A 19,058-nucleotide genomic window follows, 5' to 3' on the forward strand; every position below is an offset into this window, starting at 1 on the left:
TCGAGTTGTTATGACCAAATCAGCACTGTTTTCGGTGCGTAAAAATGAGCCCTGCCCGCAGTGTGGGGCTGAACTGGTGATCCGTTCCGGGAAACATGGCCCGTTTCTCGGCTGTTCGCATTATCCGGACTGTGACTATATCCGTCCCCTGAAAAGTCAGGCGGACGGGCATGTCGTTAAGGTGCTGGAGGGGCAAGTATGCCCATCGTGCGGCGCAGTTATGGTGCTACGCCAGGGGCGTTTTGGGATGTTCATTGGCTGTAGCCGCTATCCGGAATGCGAACATACCGAGCTAATTGATAAACCAGATGAGACGGCTATTGCTTGCCCGCAGTGCGGACAAGGCCATCTGGTGCAGCGTCGTTCCCGTTTCGGTAAAACCTTTCACTCCTGTGATCGCTATCCTGATTGCCAGTTCGTTATCAATTTTAAACCGGTGGCGGGCGAATGCCCTGAATGCCATTACCCGCTGTTAATAGAAAAGAAGACGGCGCAGGGGTTTAGACGCTTCTGTGCCAGTAAACAATGTGGAAAGCCGATCCCGGCGGAATAAATCAGTGAACAATAACCTGCCCTCAGAAGCCGTCGCCCATGCCGTGGCGGTCCTGAAAAATGAACATGTCATCGCCTATCCTACTGAAGCTGTGTTTGGCGTCGGCTGCGACCCAGACAGCGAAACGGCCGTCATGCGCCTGCTGGATCTCAAGCAGCGCCCTGTTGAGAAGGGATTGATCCTTATCGCCGCCAGCTTTGAGCAATTGAAGCCCTATATTGATGATTCACGGTTAAGTGCTGCGCAGCGGGACGCTATCTTTTCCTGCTGGCCAGGACCGGTGACGTTTGTATTCCCTGCCCGTCCTGAAACGCCGCGCTGGCTGACCGGTCGTTTTGATTCACTGGCTGTACGCGTGACCAACCATCCTTTGGTGATTGAATTGTGCGAAGCCTACGGGAAACCGCTGGTTTCAACGAGCGCTAATCTTACCGGGCAACCACCGTGCCGTACCACTGCAGAGGTGCATGCTCAGTTTGGTGACAGCTTCCCCGTCGTTGATGGCGCGACGGGTGGACGACAAAATCCATCTGAAATCCGTGATGCCCTGACGGGTGAACTGTTCCGCCAGGGGTGAACCATGGAAACCTATGCCGTTTTTGGTAATCCGATCGCGCACAGCAAGTCGCCTTCTATTCATCAGCTTTTTGCCCGCCAGTTAGGGATTACTCATCCTTATGGACGTGTGCTGGCGCCGCTGGACGATTTTGTCTCTTCTCTGAATCAGTTCTTTGCAGAAGGAGGAAAGGGGGCCAACGTCACCGTTCCTTTTAAAGAGGAAGCTTTTGCGCGCGCGGATGAGCTGACAGAACGCGCTGCGCTGGCGGGAGCAGTAAACACCCTGAAACGCCTGGAAAATGGCCGTTTACTGGGGGACAACACCGACGGTATTGGTCTCCTGAGCGATCTGGAACGTCTGGGGTTCATTAAGCCACGCCAGCGGATCCTGCTTGTCGGTGCTGGTGGCGCATCACGCGGGGTTCTTTTGCCGCTTCTGTCGCTGGGATGTGCCGTCACGATCGTCAATCGAACCTATTCTCGTGCCCATGAATTAGCCACTCTCTTCGCCCATACCGGGAGCGTCAGTGCAAGGGAGATGGATACCTTATCCGGGGAAACATTCGATCTGATCGTCAATGCGACGTCCAGTGGAATAGACGGTGATGTGCCGGCTGTCCCGGCGTCTGTTGTTAACCCCGACGTGTATTGCTATGACATGTTTTACCAGAAAGGGACGACGCCGTTTCTTCAGTGGTGCCAGCAGCATGGCGCAGTCCACTGCGCTGACGGGCTGGGAATGCTGGTGGCACAAGCCGCTCATGCCGTTCTGCTATGGCACGGCGTCCTGCCGGCTATTGCTCCGGTCATCGAAACGCTGCAGCAGGAACTGAATGCATGAATCAGGCGATTCAGTTTCCCGATCGGGAATCATGGGATGCCGAACGGCAGGGCGTGGTTTTTCCCGCGCTGGTTAATGGGATGCAATTAACCTGCGCAATTTCAGGGCAGATCCTTCAGCAGCGTTTCGGCGCAGAGGGGCCAGCGCAGTGGCTGGCCGCCTTCCAGGAACATCGTTGGGATCTAGAGGAAGAGGCGGAAGCATTGATCCGCGATGGTCAGGAAGATGCTCAGGGCTGGATCTGGTTATCCTGATCCAGGTACTCATTTTTCCATTTCACATAGTTATTTGCTGAATACTTGAGTCCTTCCCGTTCCGCCTCTGTCAGGGGGCGGATCTGTTTGACCGGATTGCCAAAGTAAAGGTAGCCGCTTTCCAGCTGTTTGTTCTGCGGTACCAGGCTTCCCGCACCAATCATGACATCATCGCCAACGACGACACCATCTAATAAGATCGAACCCATGCCAACCAGTACGCGGTTACCGATAGTGCAGCCGTGCAGCATCACTTTATGACCAACAGTCACATCCTCACCGATGATCAACGGATTTCCCTCCGGCTTATAAGAGGACTTATGGGTCACATGTAGAACGCTTCCGTCCTGAATATTGCTGCGTTGACCTATCGATACATAGTTGACGTCGCCGCGAATGGCCACCAGAGGCCAGACGCTGACATCATCGGCAATTCTGACATCGCCGATGATGACGCTGGATGCATCAATCATGACGCGAAGACCGATTTGTGGGAAAAATGCTTTATAGGGGCGCAGCTGAGCAGACATATAGACCTCAAAATACGGGAATGTAAGAAGACTTTGGTGGCTTTTATCGCCGTGTGCAACCCCTGAAAACGGTGAAAATTGAGCAAATCGTGCAATTACGCGACGAAAAGGGTGAAAAATCACCACTCAGAAAAAAAGATCGAAAAAAGGCTTGTGCAAAAAACTGGGATCCCTATAATGCGCACCCACTGACACGGCAGATGTGAATCACTTCACACAAACAGCCGGTTCGGTTGAAGAGAAAAATCCTGAAATTCAGGGTTGACTCTGAAAGAGGAAAGCGTAATATACGCCACCTCGCGACAGAGCGCTAAAGCGCGTCGCAACTGCTCTTTAACAATTTATCAGACAATCTGTGTGGGCACTCAAAGTGACATGGATTCTTACCGTCCTCGGACGAAAAATGAATACCAAGTCTCTGAGTGAACATACGTAATTCATTACGAAGTTTAATTCACGAGCATCAAACTTAAATTGAAGAGTTTGATCATGGCTCAGATTGAACGCTGGCGGCAGGCCTAACACATGCAAGTCGAGCGGTAGCACAGAGAGCTTGCTCTCGGGTGACGAGCGGCGGACGGGTGAGTAATGTCTGGGAAACTGCCTGATGGAGGGGGATAACTACTGGAAACGGTAGCTAATACCGCATAACGTCGCAAGACCAAAGTGGGGGACCTTCGGGCCTCATGCCATCAGATGTGCCCAGATGGGATTAGCTAGTAGGTGGGGTAACGGCTCACCTAGGCGACGATCCCTAGCTGGTCTGAGAGGATGACCAGCCACACTGGAACTGAGACACGGTCCAGACTCCTACGGGAGGCAGCAGTGGGGAATATTGCACAATGGGCGCAAGCCTGATGCAGCCATGCCGCGTGTGTGAAGAAGGCCTTCGGGTTGTAAAGCACTTTCAGCGGGGAGGAAGGCGTTAAGGTTAATAACCTTGGCGATTGACGTTACCCGCAGAAGAAGCACCGGCTAACTCCGTGCCAGCAGCCGCGGTAATACGGAGGGTGCAAGCGTTAATCGGAATTACTGGGCGTAAAGCGCACGCAGGCGGTCTGTCAAGTCGGATGTGAAATCCCCGGGCTCAACCTGGGAACTGCATTCGAAACTGGCAGGCTAGAGTCTTGTAGAGGGGGGTAGAATTCCAGGTGTAGCGGTGAAATGCGTAGAGATCTGGAGGAATACCGGTGGCGAAGGCGGCCCCCTGGACAAAGACTGACGCTCAGGTGCGAAAGCGTGGGGAGCAAACAGGATTAGATACCCTGGTAGTCCACGCCGTAAACGATGTCGATTTGGAGGTTGTGCCCTTGAGGCGTGGCTTCCGGAGCTAACGCGTTAAATCGACCGCCTGGGGAGTACGGCCGCAAGGTTAAAACTCAAATGAATTGACGGGGGCCCGCACAAGCGGTGGAGCATGTGGTTTAATTCGATGCAACGCGAAGAACCTTACCTGGTCTTGACATCCACAGAACTTAGCAGAGATGCTTTGGTGCCTTCGGGAACTGTGAGACAGGTGCTGCATGGCTGTCGTCAGCTCGTGTTGTGAAATGTTGGGTTAAGTCCCGCAACGAGCGCAACCCTTATCCTTTGTTGCCAGCGGTTAGGCCGGGAACTCAAAGGAGACTGCCAGTGATAAACTGGAGGAAGGTGGGGATGACGTCAAGTCATCATGGCCCTTACGACCAGGGCTACACACGTGCTACAATGGCATATACAAAGAGAAGCGACCTCGCGAGAGCAAGCGGACCTCATAAAGTATGTCGTAGTCCGGATTGGAGTCTGCAACTCGACTCCATGAAGTCGGAATCGCTAGTAATCGTAGATCAGAATGCTACGGTGAATACGTTCCCGGGCCTTGTACACACCGCCCGTCACACCATGGGAGTGGGTTGCAAAAGAAGTAGGTAGCTTAACCTTCGGGAGGGCGCTTACCACTTTGTGATTCATGACTGGGGTGAAGTCGTAACAAGGTAACCGTAGGGGAACCTGCGGTTGGATCACCTCCTTACCTTAAAGAACCTGCCTTTGTAGTGCTCACACAGATTGTTTGATAAATGATAAATTTCAAAATGTACTGCGAAGTGCATTGTGAAATTTTGCTCTTTAAAAATCTGGATCAAGCTGAAAATTGAAACGACACACTGTTTAAGTGTGTTCGAGTCTCTCAAATTTTCGCAATCAGAAGTGAAACATCTTCGGGTTGTGAGGTTAAGCGACTAAGCGTACACGGTGGATGCCCTGGCAGTCAGAGGCGATGAAGGACGTGCTAATCTGCGAAAAGCGTCGGTAAGGTGATATGAACCGTTACAGCCGGCGATGTCCGAATGGGGAAACCCAGTGTGATTCGTCACACTATCGTTAACTGAATACATAGGTTAACGAGGCGAACCGGGGGAACTGAAACATCTAAGTACCCCGAGGAAAAGAAATCAACCGAGATTCCCCCAGTAGCGGCGAGCGAACGGGGAGCAGCCCAGAGTCTGAATCAGCTTGTGTGTTAGTGGAACGGTCTGGAAAGTCCGACGGTACAGGGTGATAGTCCCGTACACCAAAATGCACAGGCTGTGAACTCGAAGAGTAGGGCGGGACACGTGGTATCCTGTCTGAATATGGGGGGACCATCCTCCAAGGCTAAATACTCCTGACTGACCGATAGTGAACCAGTACCGTGAGGGAAAGGCGAAAAGAACCCCGGCGAGGGGAGTGAAAAAGAACCTGAAACCGTGTACGTACAAGCAGTGGGAGCACCTTCGGGTGTGACTGCGTACCTTTTGTATAATGGGTCAGCGACTTATATTCTGTAGCAAGGTTAACCGTATAGGGGAGCCGCAGGGAAACCGAGTCTTAACTGGGCGTTAAGTTGCAGGGTATAGACCCGAAACCCGGTGATCTAGCCATGGGCAGGTTGAAGGTTGGGTAACACTAACTGGAGGACCGAACCGACTAATGTTGAAAAATTAGCGGATGACTTGTGGCTGGGGGTGAAAGGCCAATCAAACCGGGAGATAGCTGGTTCTCCCCGAAAGCTATTTAGGTAGCGCCTCGTGAACTCATCTTCGGGGGTAGAGCACTGTTTCGGCTAGGGGGTCATCCCGACTTACCAACCCGATGCAAACTACGAATACCGAAGAATGTTATCACGGGAGACACACGGCGGGTGCTAACGTCCGTCGTGAAGAGGGAAACAACCCAGACCGCCAGCTAAGGTCCCAAAGTCATGGTTAAGTGGGAAACGATGTGGGAAGGCCCAGACAGCCAGGATGTTGGCTTAGAAGCAGCCATCATTTAAAGAAAGCGTAATAGCTCACTGGTCGAGTCGGCCTGCGCGGAAGATGTAACGGGGCTAAACCATGCACCGAAGCTGCGGCAGCGACACTATGTGTTGTTGGGTAGGGGAGCGTTCTGTAAGCCTGTGAAGGTGGCCTGTGAGGGCTGCTGGAGGTATCAGAAGTGCGAATGCTGACATAAGTAACGATAAAGCGGGTGAAAAGCCCGCTCGCCGGAAGACCAAGGGTTCCTGTCCAACGTTAATCGGGGCAGGGTGAGTCGACCCCTAAGGCGAGGCCGAAAGGCGTAGTCGATGGGAAACAGGTTAATATTCCTGTACTTGGTGTTACTGCGAAGGGGGGACGGAGAAGGCTATGTCATCCGGGCGACGGTTGTCCCGGTTTAAGCATGTAGGCTGGTTATCCAGGCAAATCCGGATAATCAAGGCTGAGGTGTGATGACGAGGTACCACGGTACTGAAGTGACAGATGCCCTGCTTCCAGGAAAAGCCTCTAAGCATCAGGTAACATCAAATCGTACCCCAAACCGACACAGGTGGTCAGGTAGAGAATACCAAGGCGCTTGAGAGAACTCGGGTGAAGGAACTAGGCAAAATGGTGCCGTAACTTCGGGAGAAGGCACGCTGGTGTGTAGGTGAAGTCCCTGCGGACGGAGCTGAGACCAGTCGAAGATACCAGCTGGCTGCAACTGTTTATTAAAAACACAGCACTGTGCAAACACGAAAGTGGACGTATACGGTGTGACGCCTGCCCGGTGCCGGAAGGTTAATTGATGGGGTTATCCGTAAGGAGAAGCTCTTGATCGAAGCCCCGGTAAACGGCGGCCGTAACTATAACGGTCCTAAGGTAGCGAAATTCCTTGTCGGGTAAGTTCCGACCTGCACGAATGGCGTAATGATGGCCAGGCTGTCTCCACCCGAGACTCAGTGAAATTGAACTCGCTGTGAAGATGCAGTGTACCCGCGGCAAGACGGAAAGACCCCGTGAACCTTTACTATAGCTTGACACTGAACATTGAGCCTTGATGTGTAGGATAGGTGGGAGGCTTTGAAGCGTGGACGCCAGTCTGCGTGGAGCCAACCTTGAAATACCACCCTTTAATGTTTGATGTTCTAACGTTGGCCCCTTATCGGGGTTGCGGACAGTGTCTGGTGGGTAGTTTGACTGGGGCGGTCTCCTCCCAAAGCGTAACGGAGGAGCACGAAGGTTAGCTAATCCTGGTCGGACATCAGGAGGTTAGTGCAATGGCATAAGCTAGCTTGACTGCGAGCGTGACGGCGCGAGCAGGTGCGAAAGCAGGTCATAGTGATCCGGTGGTTCTGAATGGAAGGGCCATCGCTCAACGGATAAAAGGTACTCCGGGGATAACAGGCTGATACCGCCCAAGAGTTCATATCGACGGCGGTGTTTGGCACCTCGATGTCGGCTCATCACATCCTGGGGCTGAAGTAGGTCCCAAGGGTATGGCTGTTCGCCATTTAAAGTGGTACGCGAGCTGGGTTTAGAACGTCGTGAGACAGTTCGGTCCCTATCTGCCGTGGGCGCTGGAGAATTGAGGGGGGCTGCTCCTAGTACGAGAGGACCGGAGTGGACGCATCACTGGTGTTCGGGTTGTCATGCCAATGGCACTGCCCGGTAGCTAAATGCGGAAGAGATAAGTGCTGAAAGCATCTAAGCACGAAACTTGCCCCGAGATGAGTTCTCCCTGAGACTATAAGTCTCCTGAAGGAACGTTGAAGACGACGACGTTGATAGGCCGGGTGTGTAAGCGCAGCGATGCGTTGAGCTAACCGGTACTAATGAACCGTGAGGCTTAACCTTACAACGCCGAAGATGTTTTGGCGATTTGAGAGAATTTTCAGCTTAGATTCAGAGTTGAGTACGCAATAATTTGCGCAGCAGCAAGGCGGCAAGCGAAGGAAAGGAAGGAGCATACTGAAGTATGTGACTGACTTTACGAGCGCAGGCAACGCGGCTGATGCGATAAAGAATTGCGTACTGAGCACAAAGAATTTGCCTGGCGGCACTAGCGCGGTGGTCCCACCTGACCCCATGCCGAACTCAGAAGTGAAACGCCGTAGCGCCGATGGTAGTGTGGGGTCTCCCCATGTGAGAGTAGGGAACTGCCAGGCATCAAATTTAGCGTGCTGATATGGCTCAGTTGGTAGAGCGCACCCTTGGTAAGGGTGAGGTCCCCAGTTCGACTCTGGGTATCAGCACCACTTTTTAGGTTAAAGTTCGGCACGTTGTAAAGAATTTGCCTGGCGACAATAGCACGGCGGTCCCACCTGACCCCATGCCGAACTCAGAAGTGAAACGTCGTAGCGCCGATGGTAGTGTGGGGTCTCCCCATGTGAGAGTAGGGAATCGCCAGGCATCAAATAAAGCAAAAGGCCCAGTCGAAAGACTGGGCCTTTTGCTTTTGTTTTCTCTGCTCTGTTTGCCGATGAGAAGCGCCTCTGCCCAGGGAAGATCTGCCAGGTACCGGTATGAACGTTGCGCAGCAACGGCCCGGGGAAGGGGGACTGGATGTTCGCCATCATTGCCCGCGATACAGAATAAAGGCCCTGTCGAAAGACTGGGCCTTTTGCATATATTGTCCCTGAAGCCTGAAGCCTGAAGCCTGAAGCCTTAAGCCTGAAGCCGAAAGTTTCCTGGTAGCGATGGGAGACTCTTTACCAGGGTGGGATCTCTGATAACCGCAAAGGCTAATAAAGCTGGCGAACTGTCGTCAGGGAGAGTCTGGACAATCGGTTAGAATGGTGGGAAGCAGATACAGGCTATGCTCCTGTCCTGTATCTGCTTCCCTGGAAGAGACCTAACGGGTCAGTGCGACGATCCCTAATGTGAGACCGGCTACCGCGGCGGCACCCCCGGCGATCGCGCCTGCGGTGTCCCAGTTGTCTTCTGTTGTGCCTTTCATACAGGTATTAGTGTGGACTAAGCGGCCTTGCGAGTCATAAACCGGTACGCAGGGAGAGTCATGGGCACAGCCTGCCAGCAGAGAGGCCAGCAGCGCCACGATTAAATACTTTTTCATGATATTACCTCTGGATAATCCGCGGGATTGCACTGAAAGCCAGTGCAGAACGGAATGGCTTATTTTATCACCACCCTTTGTCCGGCCCGGATGCCGAAATCATCTCAATATATGAGCCACGTAAATATCGTGAAGATAAGCAGGGGAATATGCAGAAAAGATGGAGAGAAAGGTCGTGACTCAGCGATACAGCATGCGAGGGAGATTACCTTAGTGCGGGGCGTTTTACTGGTTGCCATTATTTCATGCAAAAAAAAGCGCCCTCAGGGGGCGCCTTTAATACATAGCCGTATTATTCAACGTGCCGGGTAAAGCGTCGTCTGACGACCACAAAGAAGACCGGAACAAAGAAGATCGCCAGCAGTGTCGCGGTGAGCATCCCCCCCATCACGCCGGTGCCAACCGCATTCTGCGCTCCGCTGCCGGCACCATGGCTGATTACAAGCGGCATGACCCCGAGAATAAAGGCCAGAGAGGTCATCAGAATAGGTCGCAGGCGCATCCGCGATGCCTCCAGGGTGGCCTCAATGATCCCTTTCCCTTCTTTCTCCATCAGATCCTTGGCGAACTCAACGATCAGAATCGCGTTCTTCGCCGACAAACCGATCGTGGTCAGCAGGCCAACCTGGAAATACACGTCATTATTCAGCCCACGCAGCGTGGCGGCTAGCAGCGCGCCAATGACCCCCAGCGGAACCACTAACATCACTGAGAAGGGGATCGACCAGCTCTCATACAGCGCTGCCAGACACAGGAAGACTACAATCAGCGAGATGGCATAGAGCGCAGGCGCCTGGTTGCCGGAGAGCCGTTCCTGGTAAGACATCCCGGTCCAGTCATAACCGATACCGCTCGGCAGTTTACTGGCCAGCGTTTCCATCAGCGCCATGGCTTCCCCGGTACTTTTGCCTGGCGAAGCTTCACCAAGGATCTCCATGGATGGCAACCCGTTGTAGCGCTCCAGGCGCGGCGAGCCATATATCCAGCGCGAAGTGACAAAGGCGGAGAACGGGACCATTTCGCCGTTAGCGCTACGAACATACATATTGTTAATATCGCTCGGTAGCATACGGAAGTGGGCATCAGCCTGAACGTACACTTTCTTAACGCGGCCGCGGTCAATAAAGTCATTGACGTAGTACCCGCCCAGCGCGGCTGATATCGTTTCATTGATATCGGAGAGCGATACGCCAAGCGCTTGCGCTTTTTCCTGATCGACATCCAGTTTGAACTGTGGCGTATCTTCCAGACCATTAGGGCGCACCCGAACCAGCTGATCCGGATGCTGTTTCACCATGCCCAACAGTTGGTTTCGCGCCTGCGTCAGGGCGGTATGGCCGAGTCCACCCTGGTCGATCAGTTCAAAGTCGAAGCCGGTGGCGGTACCCACCTCAATAATGGCTGGCATGTTGAACGGGAAAACCATGGCGTCTTTGATCTGGCTGAAGGCCACGGTGGCCCGCTTGATGATGGACTCCACGCTGTTTTTATCACCGCTGCGCGCTTCCCAGGGTTTCAGGCTGACAAACGCCATACCGGAGTTTTGTCCCTGGCCGCTGAAGCTGAAGCCGTTAACGGTAAAGACGCTTTCAACGTTGGCCTTCTCGTTATGCAGATAGTAGTCGGTCACCGTATCCAGTACCTTCTGCGTGCGCTCCTGGGTAGCGCCGGAAGGCAGTTGGATCATGGTCAGGAAGACCCCCTGGTCCTCGTCGGGTAGAAAGGATGTGGGTAAACGCATGAACAGCACAGCCATCCCCACGACGATCACCAGGTAGATCACCAGATAACGGCCTGTTCCACGCAGAATGCCGCTAACGCTGTTGGTATAGTGATTGACGCTCTGGTCGAAGCGGGCATTAAACCAGCCAAAAAATCCTTTTTTCTCATGGTGTTCGGCCGAGGCTGGCTTTAAAAGTGTGGCGCAAAGCGCCGGCGTCAGCACCAGGGCAACCAGCACGGAGAGCGCCATGGCGGAGACGATGGTGATCGAAAACTGGCGATAAATCGCACCGGTGGAGCCGCCGAAAAAGGCCATCGGCACAAATACCGTAGAAAGCACCATGGCAATACCCACCAGCGCTCCCTGGATCTGCGACATCGATTTTTCCGTCGCCTCTTTTGGCGAAAGTTTCTCCTCAACCATCACGCGCTCGACGTTTTCCACCACCACAATGGCGTCATCGACCAGCAGACCTATCGCCAGCACCATGCCAAACATCGTCAGCGTGTTAATGGAGTAACCAAACATCGACAGTACTGCGAAGGTGCCCAACAGCACCACGGGCACGGCAATGGTCGGAATGAGCGTTGCGCGCATGTTCTGCAGGAACAGATACATGACAAGAAAGACGAGAATAATCGCTTCAAAGAGCGTTTTGACCACTTCATGAATGGAGATTTTGACGAAAGGGGTCGTATCGTACGGATAAACAACCTTCATCCCCTGAGGGAAGTAGGGCTGCAGCTCGGCCAGTTTCGCTTTAATCGCGGTGGCGGTATCCAGTGCGTTGGCGCCCGTTGCGAGCTTAATCCCCAGACCAGAAGCGGGCTTGCCGTTGATTCTGGCGACAACGTTATAGTTTTCTCCTCCCAGCTCGATGCGGGCAACGTCTTTCAGATGGACGACAGACCCATCGGCGTTGACCCGCAGCGTGACCTTGCCAAACTCCTGCGGATCTTTAAGCCGTGTCTGAGCGATGATCGACGCGTTCAACTGCTGGCCTTTTAGCGCTGGCGTACCGCCGAGCTGGCCGGCGGCGATCTGATCGTTCTGGACCTGCAGCGCATTGATGACGTCAACCGGCGTCAGGTTGTATTTGTTCAGCAGGTTGCCATCCAGCCAGACGCGCATGGCGTATTGCGCGCCGAACAGCTGCACATCGCCCACGCCGTTGAGGCGGCTAATAGGATCTTTGACGTTGGAGGCGACATAGTCAGAGATATCATCCTGGGTGGTGGTCGGGTTATCAGAGATAAAGCCGGCGACCAGCAGGAAGCTGCTACTGGACTTCTCGACGCTAATTCCTTGCTGCTGAACTTCCTGGGGCAACAGCGGCGTGGCCAGCTGCAGTTTGTTTTGCACCTGCACCTGAGCGATATCGGGATCGGTGCCGGATTTAAAGGTGAGTGTAATGGTTACCGACCCGGCGGAGTCGCTGGTCGACGACATATACATCAGGTTGTCGATGCCGTTCATATTCTGCTCGATAACCTGGGTGACGGTATCCTGTACGGTCTGAGCATCTGCGCCAGGGTAGGTGGCGGAGATCGCTACCGCAGGGGGGGCGATTGTCGGATACTGCGCTATCGGTAGCTGCAGGATAGCCAGGCCGCCGGCAATCATCATAATGATGGCCAGTACCCAGGCGAAGACCGGTCGATGGATAAAAAACTTAGACATGGCTGAGTATCCTTATTGCGCGGCCGGCGCCGCACGCTCCGCTTCCGTTTTGACAGTGACGCCTGGACGGACTTTCTGTAAGCCGCTGACAATCACTTTATCGCCCGGCTTCAGCCCGCTGGTAATAAGCCACTTATCGCCAACGGCCTGAGTCGCGACGACTTCCCGGGTTTCAACCTGGTTTTTGCCGTTCACCAGCATCACGGAGGCATCACCACGCGGCGTGCGGGTCACCCCTTGCTGCGGCACCAGGATGGCCTGCGGATCGATACCTTCGTCTATGCGGGCGCGGACGAACATGCCTGGCAGCAGGACATGCTGGGGATTAGGGAAGATAGCGCGCAGAGTAATTGAGCCTGTACTTTCATCGACAGTGACGTCAGAAAACTGCAACGAACCTTTGAGCGGATAGGCCTGGCCGTTCTCCATGACCAGCTCGACGCTTTTGGTATCACCGCCGCGCTGCAGGCTTTCCTGCTTAAGGCGCATGAAATCATTGCTGGACTCCGTCACGTCAACATAAATGGGATCGAGCTGTTGTACGGTTGCCAGGGCATCCGACTGGCCGTTGGTGACCAGCGCCCCTTCGGTGACGCTCGATTTACCGATGCGCCCGCTAATGGGGGACGTCACTTTGGTGTAGGCCAGGTTAATGCGGGCTGTTTCCACGGCAGCTTTGGTGGCGATGACGTCGGCATCGGCCTGGCGTGCAGTGGCCACTGCCTGATCGTATTCCTGCTGGCTGATATATTTAGTACCCAGTAGTGGAACGTAGCGTTTTACCGTCAAATGGGCGATAGCGGCAGCGGCTTCAGCTTTTGCCTCATCGCCTTTGGCGCTGTTCCAGGCTGCCTGATAGGTTGCCGGATCGATCTGATAGAGCGACTGGCCTGCTTCGACATCACTTCCTTCAACAAAGTTACGCTTCAGGATGATACCGCTCACCTGGGGGCGGACTTCCGCTACGCGAAAAGCAGAGGTTCGGCCCGGCAGTTCGGTGGTGACTGATAGCGGTGCGCTGTTCACGACATGGACCGTCACCTGCGGCGCCTGCGCATGGGGTTGCTGGTTGTCCGAATTATCGCAACCGGTTAGCAATAAGGCCGAGATAATTAAACCGGATAAAAGTGTCACTCTGGCGTGAGTCGTCATTGCGGTTCCTTATAGATTACGTACCAAATTCGGCGGCGAATCTGTGAAAGAAAGAGGGAATCAAAAAGCAGTTTGCCATCCTACAAATAAACGCCGTTGGATGTAAGAGATACTTATTTTTAAGCAATCAGCAAGGCACGCAAAAACAAAAAAATGGTCACGGCAGTATTGCGATTTATCGCAATTGTAAAACTTAATAAATAGACATTATTTCGGTGAATGCATTCTGTAGTGATATTCATTTAAATAATTAATTATCTTGTGGCGTCAGAATTAACTTGTCTGCATTTTTGCTAAATAATACTCCATGACAAATGCTAGATTAATTGGTCTTAAGAAAATCCTATATTATCTGTTTGTCGGGAAGTGGGGCCTTGTATGGCAAGAAAAACGAAAGAAGAGGCGCTGCGCACGCGCCAGCTCCTGATTGAATCTGCTATCCAGCAGTTTGCCCTGCGGGGGGTGAGCAACACGACCCTGACGGATATCGCTGATGCCGCGGGAGTGACTCGCGGTGCGGTGTACTGGCATTTTGCCAGTAAGACAGAGCTGTTTAATGAAATGTGGCAGCAACAGCCACCGCTCAGGGATTTGATTCAGCCAAACTCAGCGCAAGCGAATGACCAGGAACCGTTAAGTATTTTGCGGGAGCGATTTATTGCCGGGCTGCGCTATATTGCTGAGAATCCTCGCCAGCGTGCCCTGATGCAAATTCTCTATCAGCGCTGTGAGTTTTCCAGAGATATGCTATCAGAAAGTGAAATTCGCCAACGTATTGGCTTTAACTATTGTGTTATTGGTGAGATTCTCCAGCGCTGTGTACGTAACAATATATTGCCAGCCGAAACAAATATTGAAGTCATCTTAATCGTCTTACATAGTGCTTTTTCCGGGTTGATTAAAAACTGGTTACTCGACCCGCAACGCTTTAATCTTTATCAGCAGGCACCTGCGCTGGTGGATAATATTATGGCGGTAATATCGGCTTCTCGTATTGCGGCGGGGCCGGCGCTGCGGGTGGTGAACCAGTAGGCTATTCTGTTGCTGTAGATAATAAAAAAGGCGCTTCCCCATGCCGAAGAGCGCCTTTTATATCAAGCAAGCAACTGACTAGTATCAGTTCATGCCGTATTTTTTCAGTTTTTTACGCAGCGTACCGCGGTTGATGCCCATCATCAGGGCAGCGCGGGTCTGGTTACCACGGGTGTATTGCATCACCATGTCCAACAGGGGCTGTTCAACTTCAGCCAGTACCAGCTCATACAGGTCATTCACATCCTGACCGTTCAGTTGAGCAAAATAGTTCTTCAGTGCCTGTTTAACCGAGTCACGCAGGGGCTTTTGAGTTACCTGATCCTGAGAGTTAACGGTAGAAACGGTCAGTACGTCAGAATTTACGCGTTGTTCGAACATAGTTCTGTCAGCTCTTTATTTCTATTACGCAAAATTTTCGAAGTATGCCTCCAACGCCTCCAGCTGTTCGCTGGCATCCTCAATGGCGTTGAATGTGCGCCGAAACTGGTCATCTGGAGCATGCTCCTGGAGATACCAGGAGACGTGTTTACGCGCGATTCGGTACCCTTTTGCCTGACCATAAAAGTCATGCAATTCCCGAACGTGCGCACAAAGCAAGCGCTTTACCTCTGCCAGCGGCAGCGGGGGCAGCAGCTCTCCAGTGTCCAGATAATGCTGGATTTCCCGAAAGATCCAGGGTCTTCCCTGAGCTGCACGGCCTATCATCAGGGCATCAGCCCCTGTATAGTCGAGCACAGCTCTGGCTTTAAGCGGGTCAGTAATGTCGCCATTCGCGATAATCGGAATGGAAACTTTCTGCTTAACTGCCCGAATACTGTCGTACTCAGCGTCTCCGTTAAACAAGCAGGCGCGGGTGCGTCCGTGAATAGTCAGAGCCTGAATGCCACACTCTTCGGCCAGTTGGGCAATCTCTACGCAGTTACGGTGCTCCGGTTCCCAACCGGTGCGAATCTTGAGTGTCACAGGAACGTCCACTGCGTTAACGACCGCCGTCAGGATCGACTTCACCTGGTCGGGGTACTGCAAGAGGGCTGAACCTGCAAGCTTGCGATTCACCTTTTTCGCCGGGCATCCCATATTGATATCAATAATCTGGGCGCCGCTTTCCACGTTAATCCGCGCGGCGGCAGCCATCTCTTCCGGTACGCTACCGGCGATTTGCACGGTACGAATACCGGGCTCATCAATATGCACCATCCGCAAACGAGACTTGTCGCTTTCCCACACCTGTGGGTTAGAAGACATCATCTCGGAAACGGTTAAGCCCGCTCCCATCTCGTAGCACAGCGTCCGGAATGGTCTGTCAGTGATGCCAGCCATGGGCGCTGCGATCAGGCGATTTCTGAGCTGGTGGTGTCCGATGCGCATGAGTTAAGAAATGACCATACTGTGACTGCAAGGCGGCGTATATTACGCATTTTTTGCACGAGATGAAAGGCCAAACTTTGAGCAATCCTCTGTTGCAGATCAATGAATCCGGGACTAGCGTAAAAGGGATGAATAAATACTTATATTAATCATTACTTTAATTGATGATGGATAATTTGTGTCCATTTATAAAATCATAAAACTTCTCGATTTTTCTTAGATTAACTCGCTGCTTTACGGCATAAAACGCTGTTTTTGTAGCCAAAAAAGTACGCTATAGTGCGATCTGCCTCTCATTTCCTGGCATTATTCGGTGGCTACTGGAAACAAAAATGCGGCCCGCAGGCCGCATCGCGCTTAGTTTTTCTGGCCGGTGATCCGGCACCACTCTTCTTTCTCAACCACCGGATCGAGAGTGAAGAGGTCGGCGTAGGCTTCACAGACGCTCTCTGCCTGGCTGGCAAGAATACCGGAAAGCCCCAGCAAACCGCCTGAAACGGGCAGGATGCTGATTAAGGGGGCCAGCTCGCGTAATGGACCTGCGAGGATATTCGCGACCACCACATCGGCTTTCATGGCTTCTGGCTGATCCTGCGGCAGATACAGCTCAAGGCGTTCGGAGACGCCATTACGCTGCGCGTTATCGCGGCTGGCCTGGATGGCCTGCGGGTCGATATCAATGCCGATTGCTTTAGCTGCGCCCAGTTTCAGGGCGGCAATCGCCAGGATGCCCGAGCCGCAGCCGAAATCAATGACCGTTTTTCCGCTGAGGTCGAGTCCATCCAGCCACTGCAGGCACAGGGATGTCGTCGGATGCGTACCGGTGCCAAAGGCCAGACCCGGATCGAGCATCACGTTGACAGCATTTTCATCCGGAACGTCGCGCCAGCTCGGGCAGATCCACAGACGCTCCCCAAAGCGCATCGGATGGAAATTATCCATCCATTCCCGCTCCCAGTCTTTATCTTCGAGCTGCTCGATCTTATGCGCGAACCCGGCGCCCAGCAGCGGGTGCTGCTCTAGTTGGGTCACGACCGCTTTCATGTCGGTTTCCGCATCGAACAGGCCGATGACATCGGTATCGCCCCACAACCGGGTTTCTCCGGGTAACGGCTCAAAGACCGGCGTATCGTGCGTATCCTGAAAGGTGATCGAGACCGATCCGGCCTCCATCAGCGCATCGCTAAGATCTTCAGCGTTCGCACCGGTGGTATTTAGTTTCAGTTGGATCCATGGCATAGCAAAACTCTTTATTTATCAGTAGTCAAAATGGGGGCCTGTGGGGCGGAACGACCAAAACGGTTCCCCGCCACAAACGCCAGCAAACTCAACAGCAGCGCGGGAACAATTGGATGGAAGCCCAAAAACTGCACTTTCAACGTCGCCAGTACGGCATACAGCACGCCGCCCACAATCATTGCGCTCAGCGCGCCAGCCGCGTTGGCGCGTTCCCAGTAAAGGCCCAGCACCAGCGGCCAGAGGAAGACGGCTTCCAGGCCACCGAAGGCCAGCAGGTTCAGCCAGATTATCATCTCCGGCGGCCGCCAGGCCGCGAGCAGCAGCAGGACCCCCAGCAGAAGCGTAATACTGGCGGACATGCGCTTAAGCCGCTTTTCGTTGGTCGCCTGTTCCGGACGCCAGTTCAGGTACAGATCTTTGATGATCGTAGCGGAACTTTGCAGAAGTTGGGCATTGATCGTCGACATAATCGCCGCCATCGGCGCGGCAAGGAAGATCCCGGCGGCAAAGGGTGGAAGCACTTTAACCATCAGCGTCGGGATCACCAGATCCGGCACGGTTAAATCGGGGATCACCGCCCGGCCTAATGCGCCAGCCAGATGCATACCAAACATCAGGATCGCCACCACGATGGTGCCGATAATGATGCCGCGATGCACGGCTTTGCTGTCTTTGTAGGAGATACAGCGCACTGCGGTATGTGGCAGACCAATAACGCCGAAGCAGACCAGCACCCAAAACGAGGCCATAAAGGTTGGCGAGAGGATATCCTCCGCGCCCTGCGGGGACACCAGCTTGACGTCGATCGACTGCAGTGTTTCTACCGCGTGGCCGATGCCGCCGGCCGCGTGGATCACGCCCACCAGCAGCACGATCGTGCCGATCAGCATCACCATGCCCTGCATCGTATCGTTGAGCACGCTGGCGCGAAACCCGCCATAGGCGGTATACAGCGCGATGCTGATCCCGAAGATCAACAGCCCGGTGTCGTAGGGAATACCCGCCGCCGTCTCCAGCAGGCGGGCGCCGCCGATAAACTGGACGGTCATGGCGCCGACAAAGGCGACCAGCAGGCTCAGGCTGGCCAGCCAGACCAGCAGGCGGCTCTGGTAGCGCGCAAACAGCATGTCATTTAGCGTGACGGCATTATAGCGGCGCGCAAGGATGGCGAATTTTTTCCCCAGCACACCCAGCGACAGCCAGATAGCGGGGAGCTGGATCATCGCCAGCAGTACCCAACCCAGGCCATATTTATAGGCGGCGCCGGGCCCGCCGATAAACGAGCTGGCGCTAATATAGGTGGCGGTTAAGGTCATGGCCAGCACGAAGCCGCCCATCGAGCGGCTGCCGAGGAAGTACTCGTTGAGAAAACTTCCTGAAGCGCGTTTTCTCATGGCGTAAAGGGATAAGCCGAACACCACCACCAGATAAGCGATCAGGGGAATAATGACCTCAAACTGCATCGTCGTCCTCCAGAGGAATATCGCGGAAAACCAGTTTGACCATCGCCCAGCACAGCAAAATAAACAGCAGCGGTACCAGCAGGCAGGCCATTTCAAACCAGTGGGGCAGGCCGGTAAAACCGATAGCGACCCCCGGCAGATACGCCGCCGCCAGCCAGGCGGCAAGATAGAGAAGGGTCAGCCACAGCGCCCAGCGCGCTTCTTTGTGGGCCTGAACAAAGCGTTTGTCCATTTTTTGTCCCTTGAGGATGAAGAAAGCGGGGATTGTACCGCATGGAAAAGTTGAGAGGAGAGAAAAAGAAAAAAGGCCGGATTAACCGGCCTTTTGCAGC

The 19,058-nt window shown here is 53.7% G+C and carries 14 protein-coding genes, 1 tRNA gene and 4 rRNA genes; 10 read left to right on the forward strand and 9 right to left on the reverse strand.

Annotated elements, in window-relative coordinates:
- Nucleotides 1–10 precede the first annotated feature (10 nt).
- From B8P98_RS02245 to B8P98_RS02260, 4 genes are read left to right on the forward strand one after another with little or no spacing between them, the layout of a single operon-like run.
- A complete protein-coding gene (locus B8P98_RS02245) occupies nt 11–553 on the forward strand; it encodes a DNA topoisomerase family protein (protein WP_080924994.1) in 543 nt (180 codons plus the stop codon).
- A gap of 4 nt (nt 554–557) precedes the next feature.
- Entirely contained in the window at nt 558–1,130 is a 573-nt protein-coding gene (gene tsaC, locus B8P98_RS02250; RefSeq protein ID WP_025713639.1) for an L-threonylcarbamoyladenylate synthase type 1 TsaC, read from the forward strand.
- A gap of 3 nt (nt 1,131–1,133) precedes the next feature.
- Nucleotides 1,134–1,952, forward strand: a complete 819-nt coding sequence (aroE, locus tag B8P98_RS02255; RefSeq protein ID WP_025713638.1) for a shikimate dehydrogenase — start codon at nt 1,134–1,136, stop codon at nt 1,950–1,952.
- A complete protein-coding gene (locus tag B8P98_RS02260) occupies nt 1,949–2,206 on the forward strand; it encodes a DUF1488 family protein (RefSeq protein WP_002919125.1) in 258 nt (85 codons plus the stop codon). The genes aroE and B8P98_RS02260 overlap by 4 nt, the downstream gene beginning before the upstream one ends.
- On the opposite strand, the gene B8P98_RS02265 is transcribed toward B8P98_RS02260, so the two are convergent.
- A complete protein-coding gene (locus B8P98_RS02265) occupies nt 2,182–2,736 on the reverse strand; it encodes a gamma carbonic anhydrase family protein (protein WP_025713637.1) in 555 nt (184 codons plus the stop codon). The two genes, B8P98_RS02260 and B8P98_RS02265, sit on opposite strands and share 25 nt — an antisense overlap.
- Nucleotides 2,737–3,207: 471 nt before the next feature.
- On the opposite strand from B8P98_RS02265, the gene B8P98_RS02270 reads away from it, so the two are divergent.
- The 5 genes from B8P98_RS02270 to rrf (B8P98_RS02290) all read left to right on the forward strand — a co-directional run bounded on the left by B8P98_RS02270 (nt 3,208) and on the right by rrf (B8P98_RS02290) (nt 8,402).
- A 16S ribosomal RNA gene (locus B8P98_RS02270) occupies nt 3,208–4,747 on the forward strand.
- Nucleotides 4,748–4,945: 198 nt separating this feature from the next.
- Nucleotides 4,946–7,847 (forward strand): 23S ribosomal RNA (locus B8P98_RS02275).
- Nucleotides 7,848–8,042: 195 nt separating this feature from the next.
- A 5S ribosomal RNA gene (rrf, locus tag B8P98_RS02280) occupies nt 8,043–8,158 on the forward strand.
- 14 nt (nt 8,159–8,172) lie between these two features.
- Nucleotides 8,173–8,248, forward strand: a tRNA-Thr gene (locus B8P98_RS02285).
- Between the two features lie 38 nt (nt 8,249–8,286).
- Nucleotides 8,287–8,402 (forward strand): 5S ribosomal RNA (gene rrf, locus B8P98_RS02290).
- Together the 16S, 23S and 5S rRNA genes with 1 tRNA gene alongside form the textbook arrangement of a ribosomal RNA operon.
- Nucleotides 8,403–8,844: 442 nt before the next feature.
- Here the strand turns inward: rrf (B8P98_RS02290) and B8P98_RS02295 are convergent.
- The 3 genes from B8P98_RS02295 to B8P98_RS02305 form a co-directional block, all read right to left on the reverse strand.
- Nucleotides 8,845–9,066: a putative periplasmic lipoprotein gene (locus tag B8P98_RS02295; protein ID WP_004206262.1), complete on the reverse strand. Its 222-nt coding sequence runs from the start codon at nt 9,064–9,066 to the stop codon at nt 8,845–8,847.
- Between the two features lie 292 nt (nt 9,067–9,358).
- The gene (locus B8P98_RS02300) at nt 9,359–12,469 is read right to left on the reverse strand and encodes an efflux RND transporter permease subunit (protein ID WP_095032686.1); all 3,111 of its coding nucleotides are present in this window, start codon (nt 12,467–12,469) and stop codon (nt 9,359–9,361) included.
- Nucleotides 12,470–12,481: 12 nt separating this feature from the next.
- Nucleotides 12,482–13,621, reverse strand: a complete 1,140-nt coding sequence (locus tag B8P98_RS02305; protein ID WP_025713002.1) for an efflux RND transporter periplasmic adaptor subunit — start codon at nt 13,619–13,621, stop codon at nt 12,482–12,484.
- A gap of 378 nt (nt 13,622–13,999) precedes the next feature.
- Between B8P98_RS02305 and envR the strand changes: the two genes are divergently transcribed.
- Entirely contained in the window at nt 14,000–14,653 is a 654-nt protein-coding gene (gene envR, locus B8P98_RS02310) for an acrEF/envCD operon transcriptional regulator (protein ID WP_025713003.1), read from the forward strand.
- An 84-nt stretch (nt 14,654–14,737) separates the two neighbouring features.
- On the opposite strand, the gene fis is transcribed toward envR, so the two are convergent.
- The 5 genes from fis to B8P98_RS02340 form a co-directional block, all read right to left on the reverse strand.
- Nucleotides 14,738–15,034, reverse strand: coding sequence for a DNA-binding transcriptional regulator Fis (fis, locus tag B8P98_RS02315; protein WP_000462905.1), 297 nt, complete (start codon nt 15,032–15,034; stop codon nt 14,738–14,740).
- Nucleotides 15,035–15,058: 24 nt separating this feature from the next.
- Nucleotides 15,059–16,024, reverse strand: coding sequence for a tRNA dihydrouridine synthase DusB (gene dusB, locus B8P98_RS02320; protein WP_004144972.1), 966 nt, complete (start codon nt 16,022–16,024; stop codon nt 15,059–15,061).
- Nucleotides 16,025–16,381: 357 nt separating this feature from the next.
- Nucleotides 16,382–17,263: a 50S ribosomal protein L11 methyltransferase gene (gene prmA / locus B8P98_RS02330; RefSeq protein ID WP_025713004.1), complete on the reverse strand. Its 882-nt coding sequence runs from the start codon at nt 17,261–17,263 to the stop codon at nt 16,382–16,384.
- An 11-nt stretch (nt 17,264–17,274) separates the two neighbouring features.
- A complete protein-coding gene (gene panF, locus B8P98_RS02335; RefSeq protein ID WP_080897321.1) occupies nt 17,275–18,726 on the reverse strand; it encodes a sodium/pantothenate symporter in 1,452 nt (483 codons plus the stop codon).
- On the reverse strand, nt 18,716–18,958 hold the full coding sequence (locus B8P98_RS02340; protein ID WP_004206253.1) for a DUF997 family protein: 243 nt from the start codon (nt 18,956–18,958) through the stop codon (nt 18,716–18,718). The genes panF and B8P98_RS02340 overlap by 11 nt, the downstream gene beginning before the upstream one ends.
- Nucleotides 18,959–19,058 lie beyond the last annotated feature (100 nt).

This window comes from Klebsiella quasivariicola, assembly GCF_002269255.1.
Lineage (GTDB): Bacteria > Pseudomonadota > Gammaproteobacteria > Enterobacterales > Enterobacteriaceae > Klebsiella > Klebsiella quasivariicola.

Coding starts and splice junctions, on each gene's coding strand:
- B8P98_RS02245 (WP_080924994.1), top strand. CDS start 11: ATGACCAAATCAGCACTGTTTTCGGTGCGTAAAAATGAGCCCTGCCCG.
- aroE (WP_025713638.1), top strand. CDS start 1,134: ATGGAAACCTATGCCGTTTTTGGTAATCCGATCGCGCACAGCAAGTCG.
- B8P98_RS02260 (WP_002919125.1), top strand. CDS start 1,949: ATGAATCAGGCGATTCAGTTTCCCGATCGGGAATCATGGGATGCCGAA.
- B8P98_RS02265 (WP_025713637.1), bottom strand. CDS start 2,736: ATGTCTGCTCAGCTGCGCCCCTATAAAGCATTTTTCCCACAAATCGGT.
- B8P98_RS02295 (WP_004206262.1), bottom strand. CDS start 9,066: ATGAAAAAGTATTTAATCGTGGCGCTGCTGGCCTCTCTGCTGGCAGGC.
- B8P98_RS02300 (WP_095032686.1), bottom strand. CDS start 12,469: ATGTCTAAGTTTTTTATCCATCGACCGGTCTTCGCCTGGGTACTGGCC.
- B8P98_RS02305 (WP_025713002.1), bottom strand. CDS start 13,621: ATGACGACTCACGCCAGAGTGACACTTTTATCCGGTTTAATTATCTCG.
- envR (WP_025713003.1), top strand. CDS start 14,000: ATGGCAAGAAAAACGAAAGAAGAGGCGCTGCGCACGCGCCAGCTCCTG.
- fis (WP_000462905.1), bottom strand. CDS start 15,034: ATGTTCGAACAACGCGTAAATTCTGACGTACTGACCGTTTCTACCGTT.
- dusB (WP_004144972.1), bottom strand. CDS start 16,024: ATGCGCATCGGACACCACCAGCTCAGAAATCGCCTGATCGCAGCGCCC.
- prmA (WP_025713004.1), bottom strand. CDS start 17,263: ATGCCATGGATCCAACTGAAACTAAATACCACCGGTGCGAACGCTGAA.
- panF (WP_080897321.1), bottom strand. CDS start 18,726: ATGCAGTTTGAGGTCATTATTCCCCTGATCGCTTATCTGGTGGTGGTG.
- B8P98_RS02340 (WP_004206253.1), bottom strand. CDS start 18,958: ATGGACAAACGCTTTGTTCAGGCCCACAAAGAAGCGCGCTGGGCGCTG.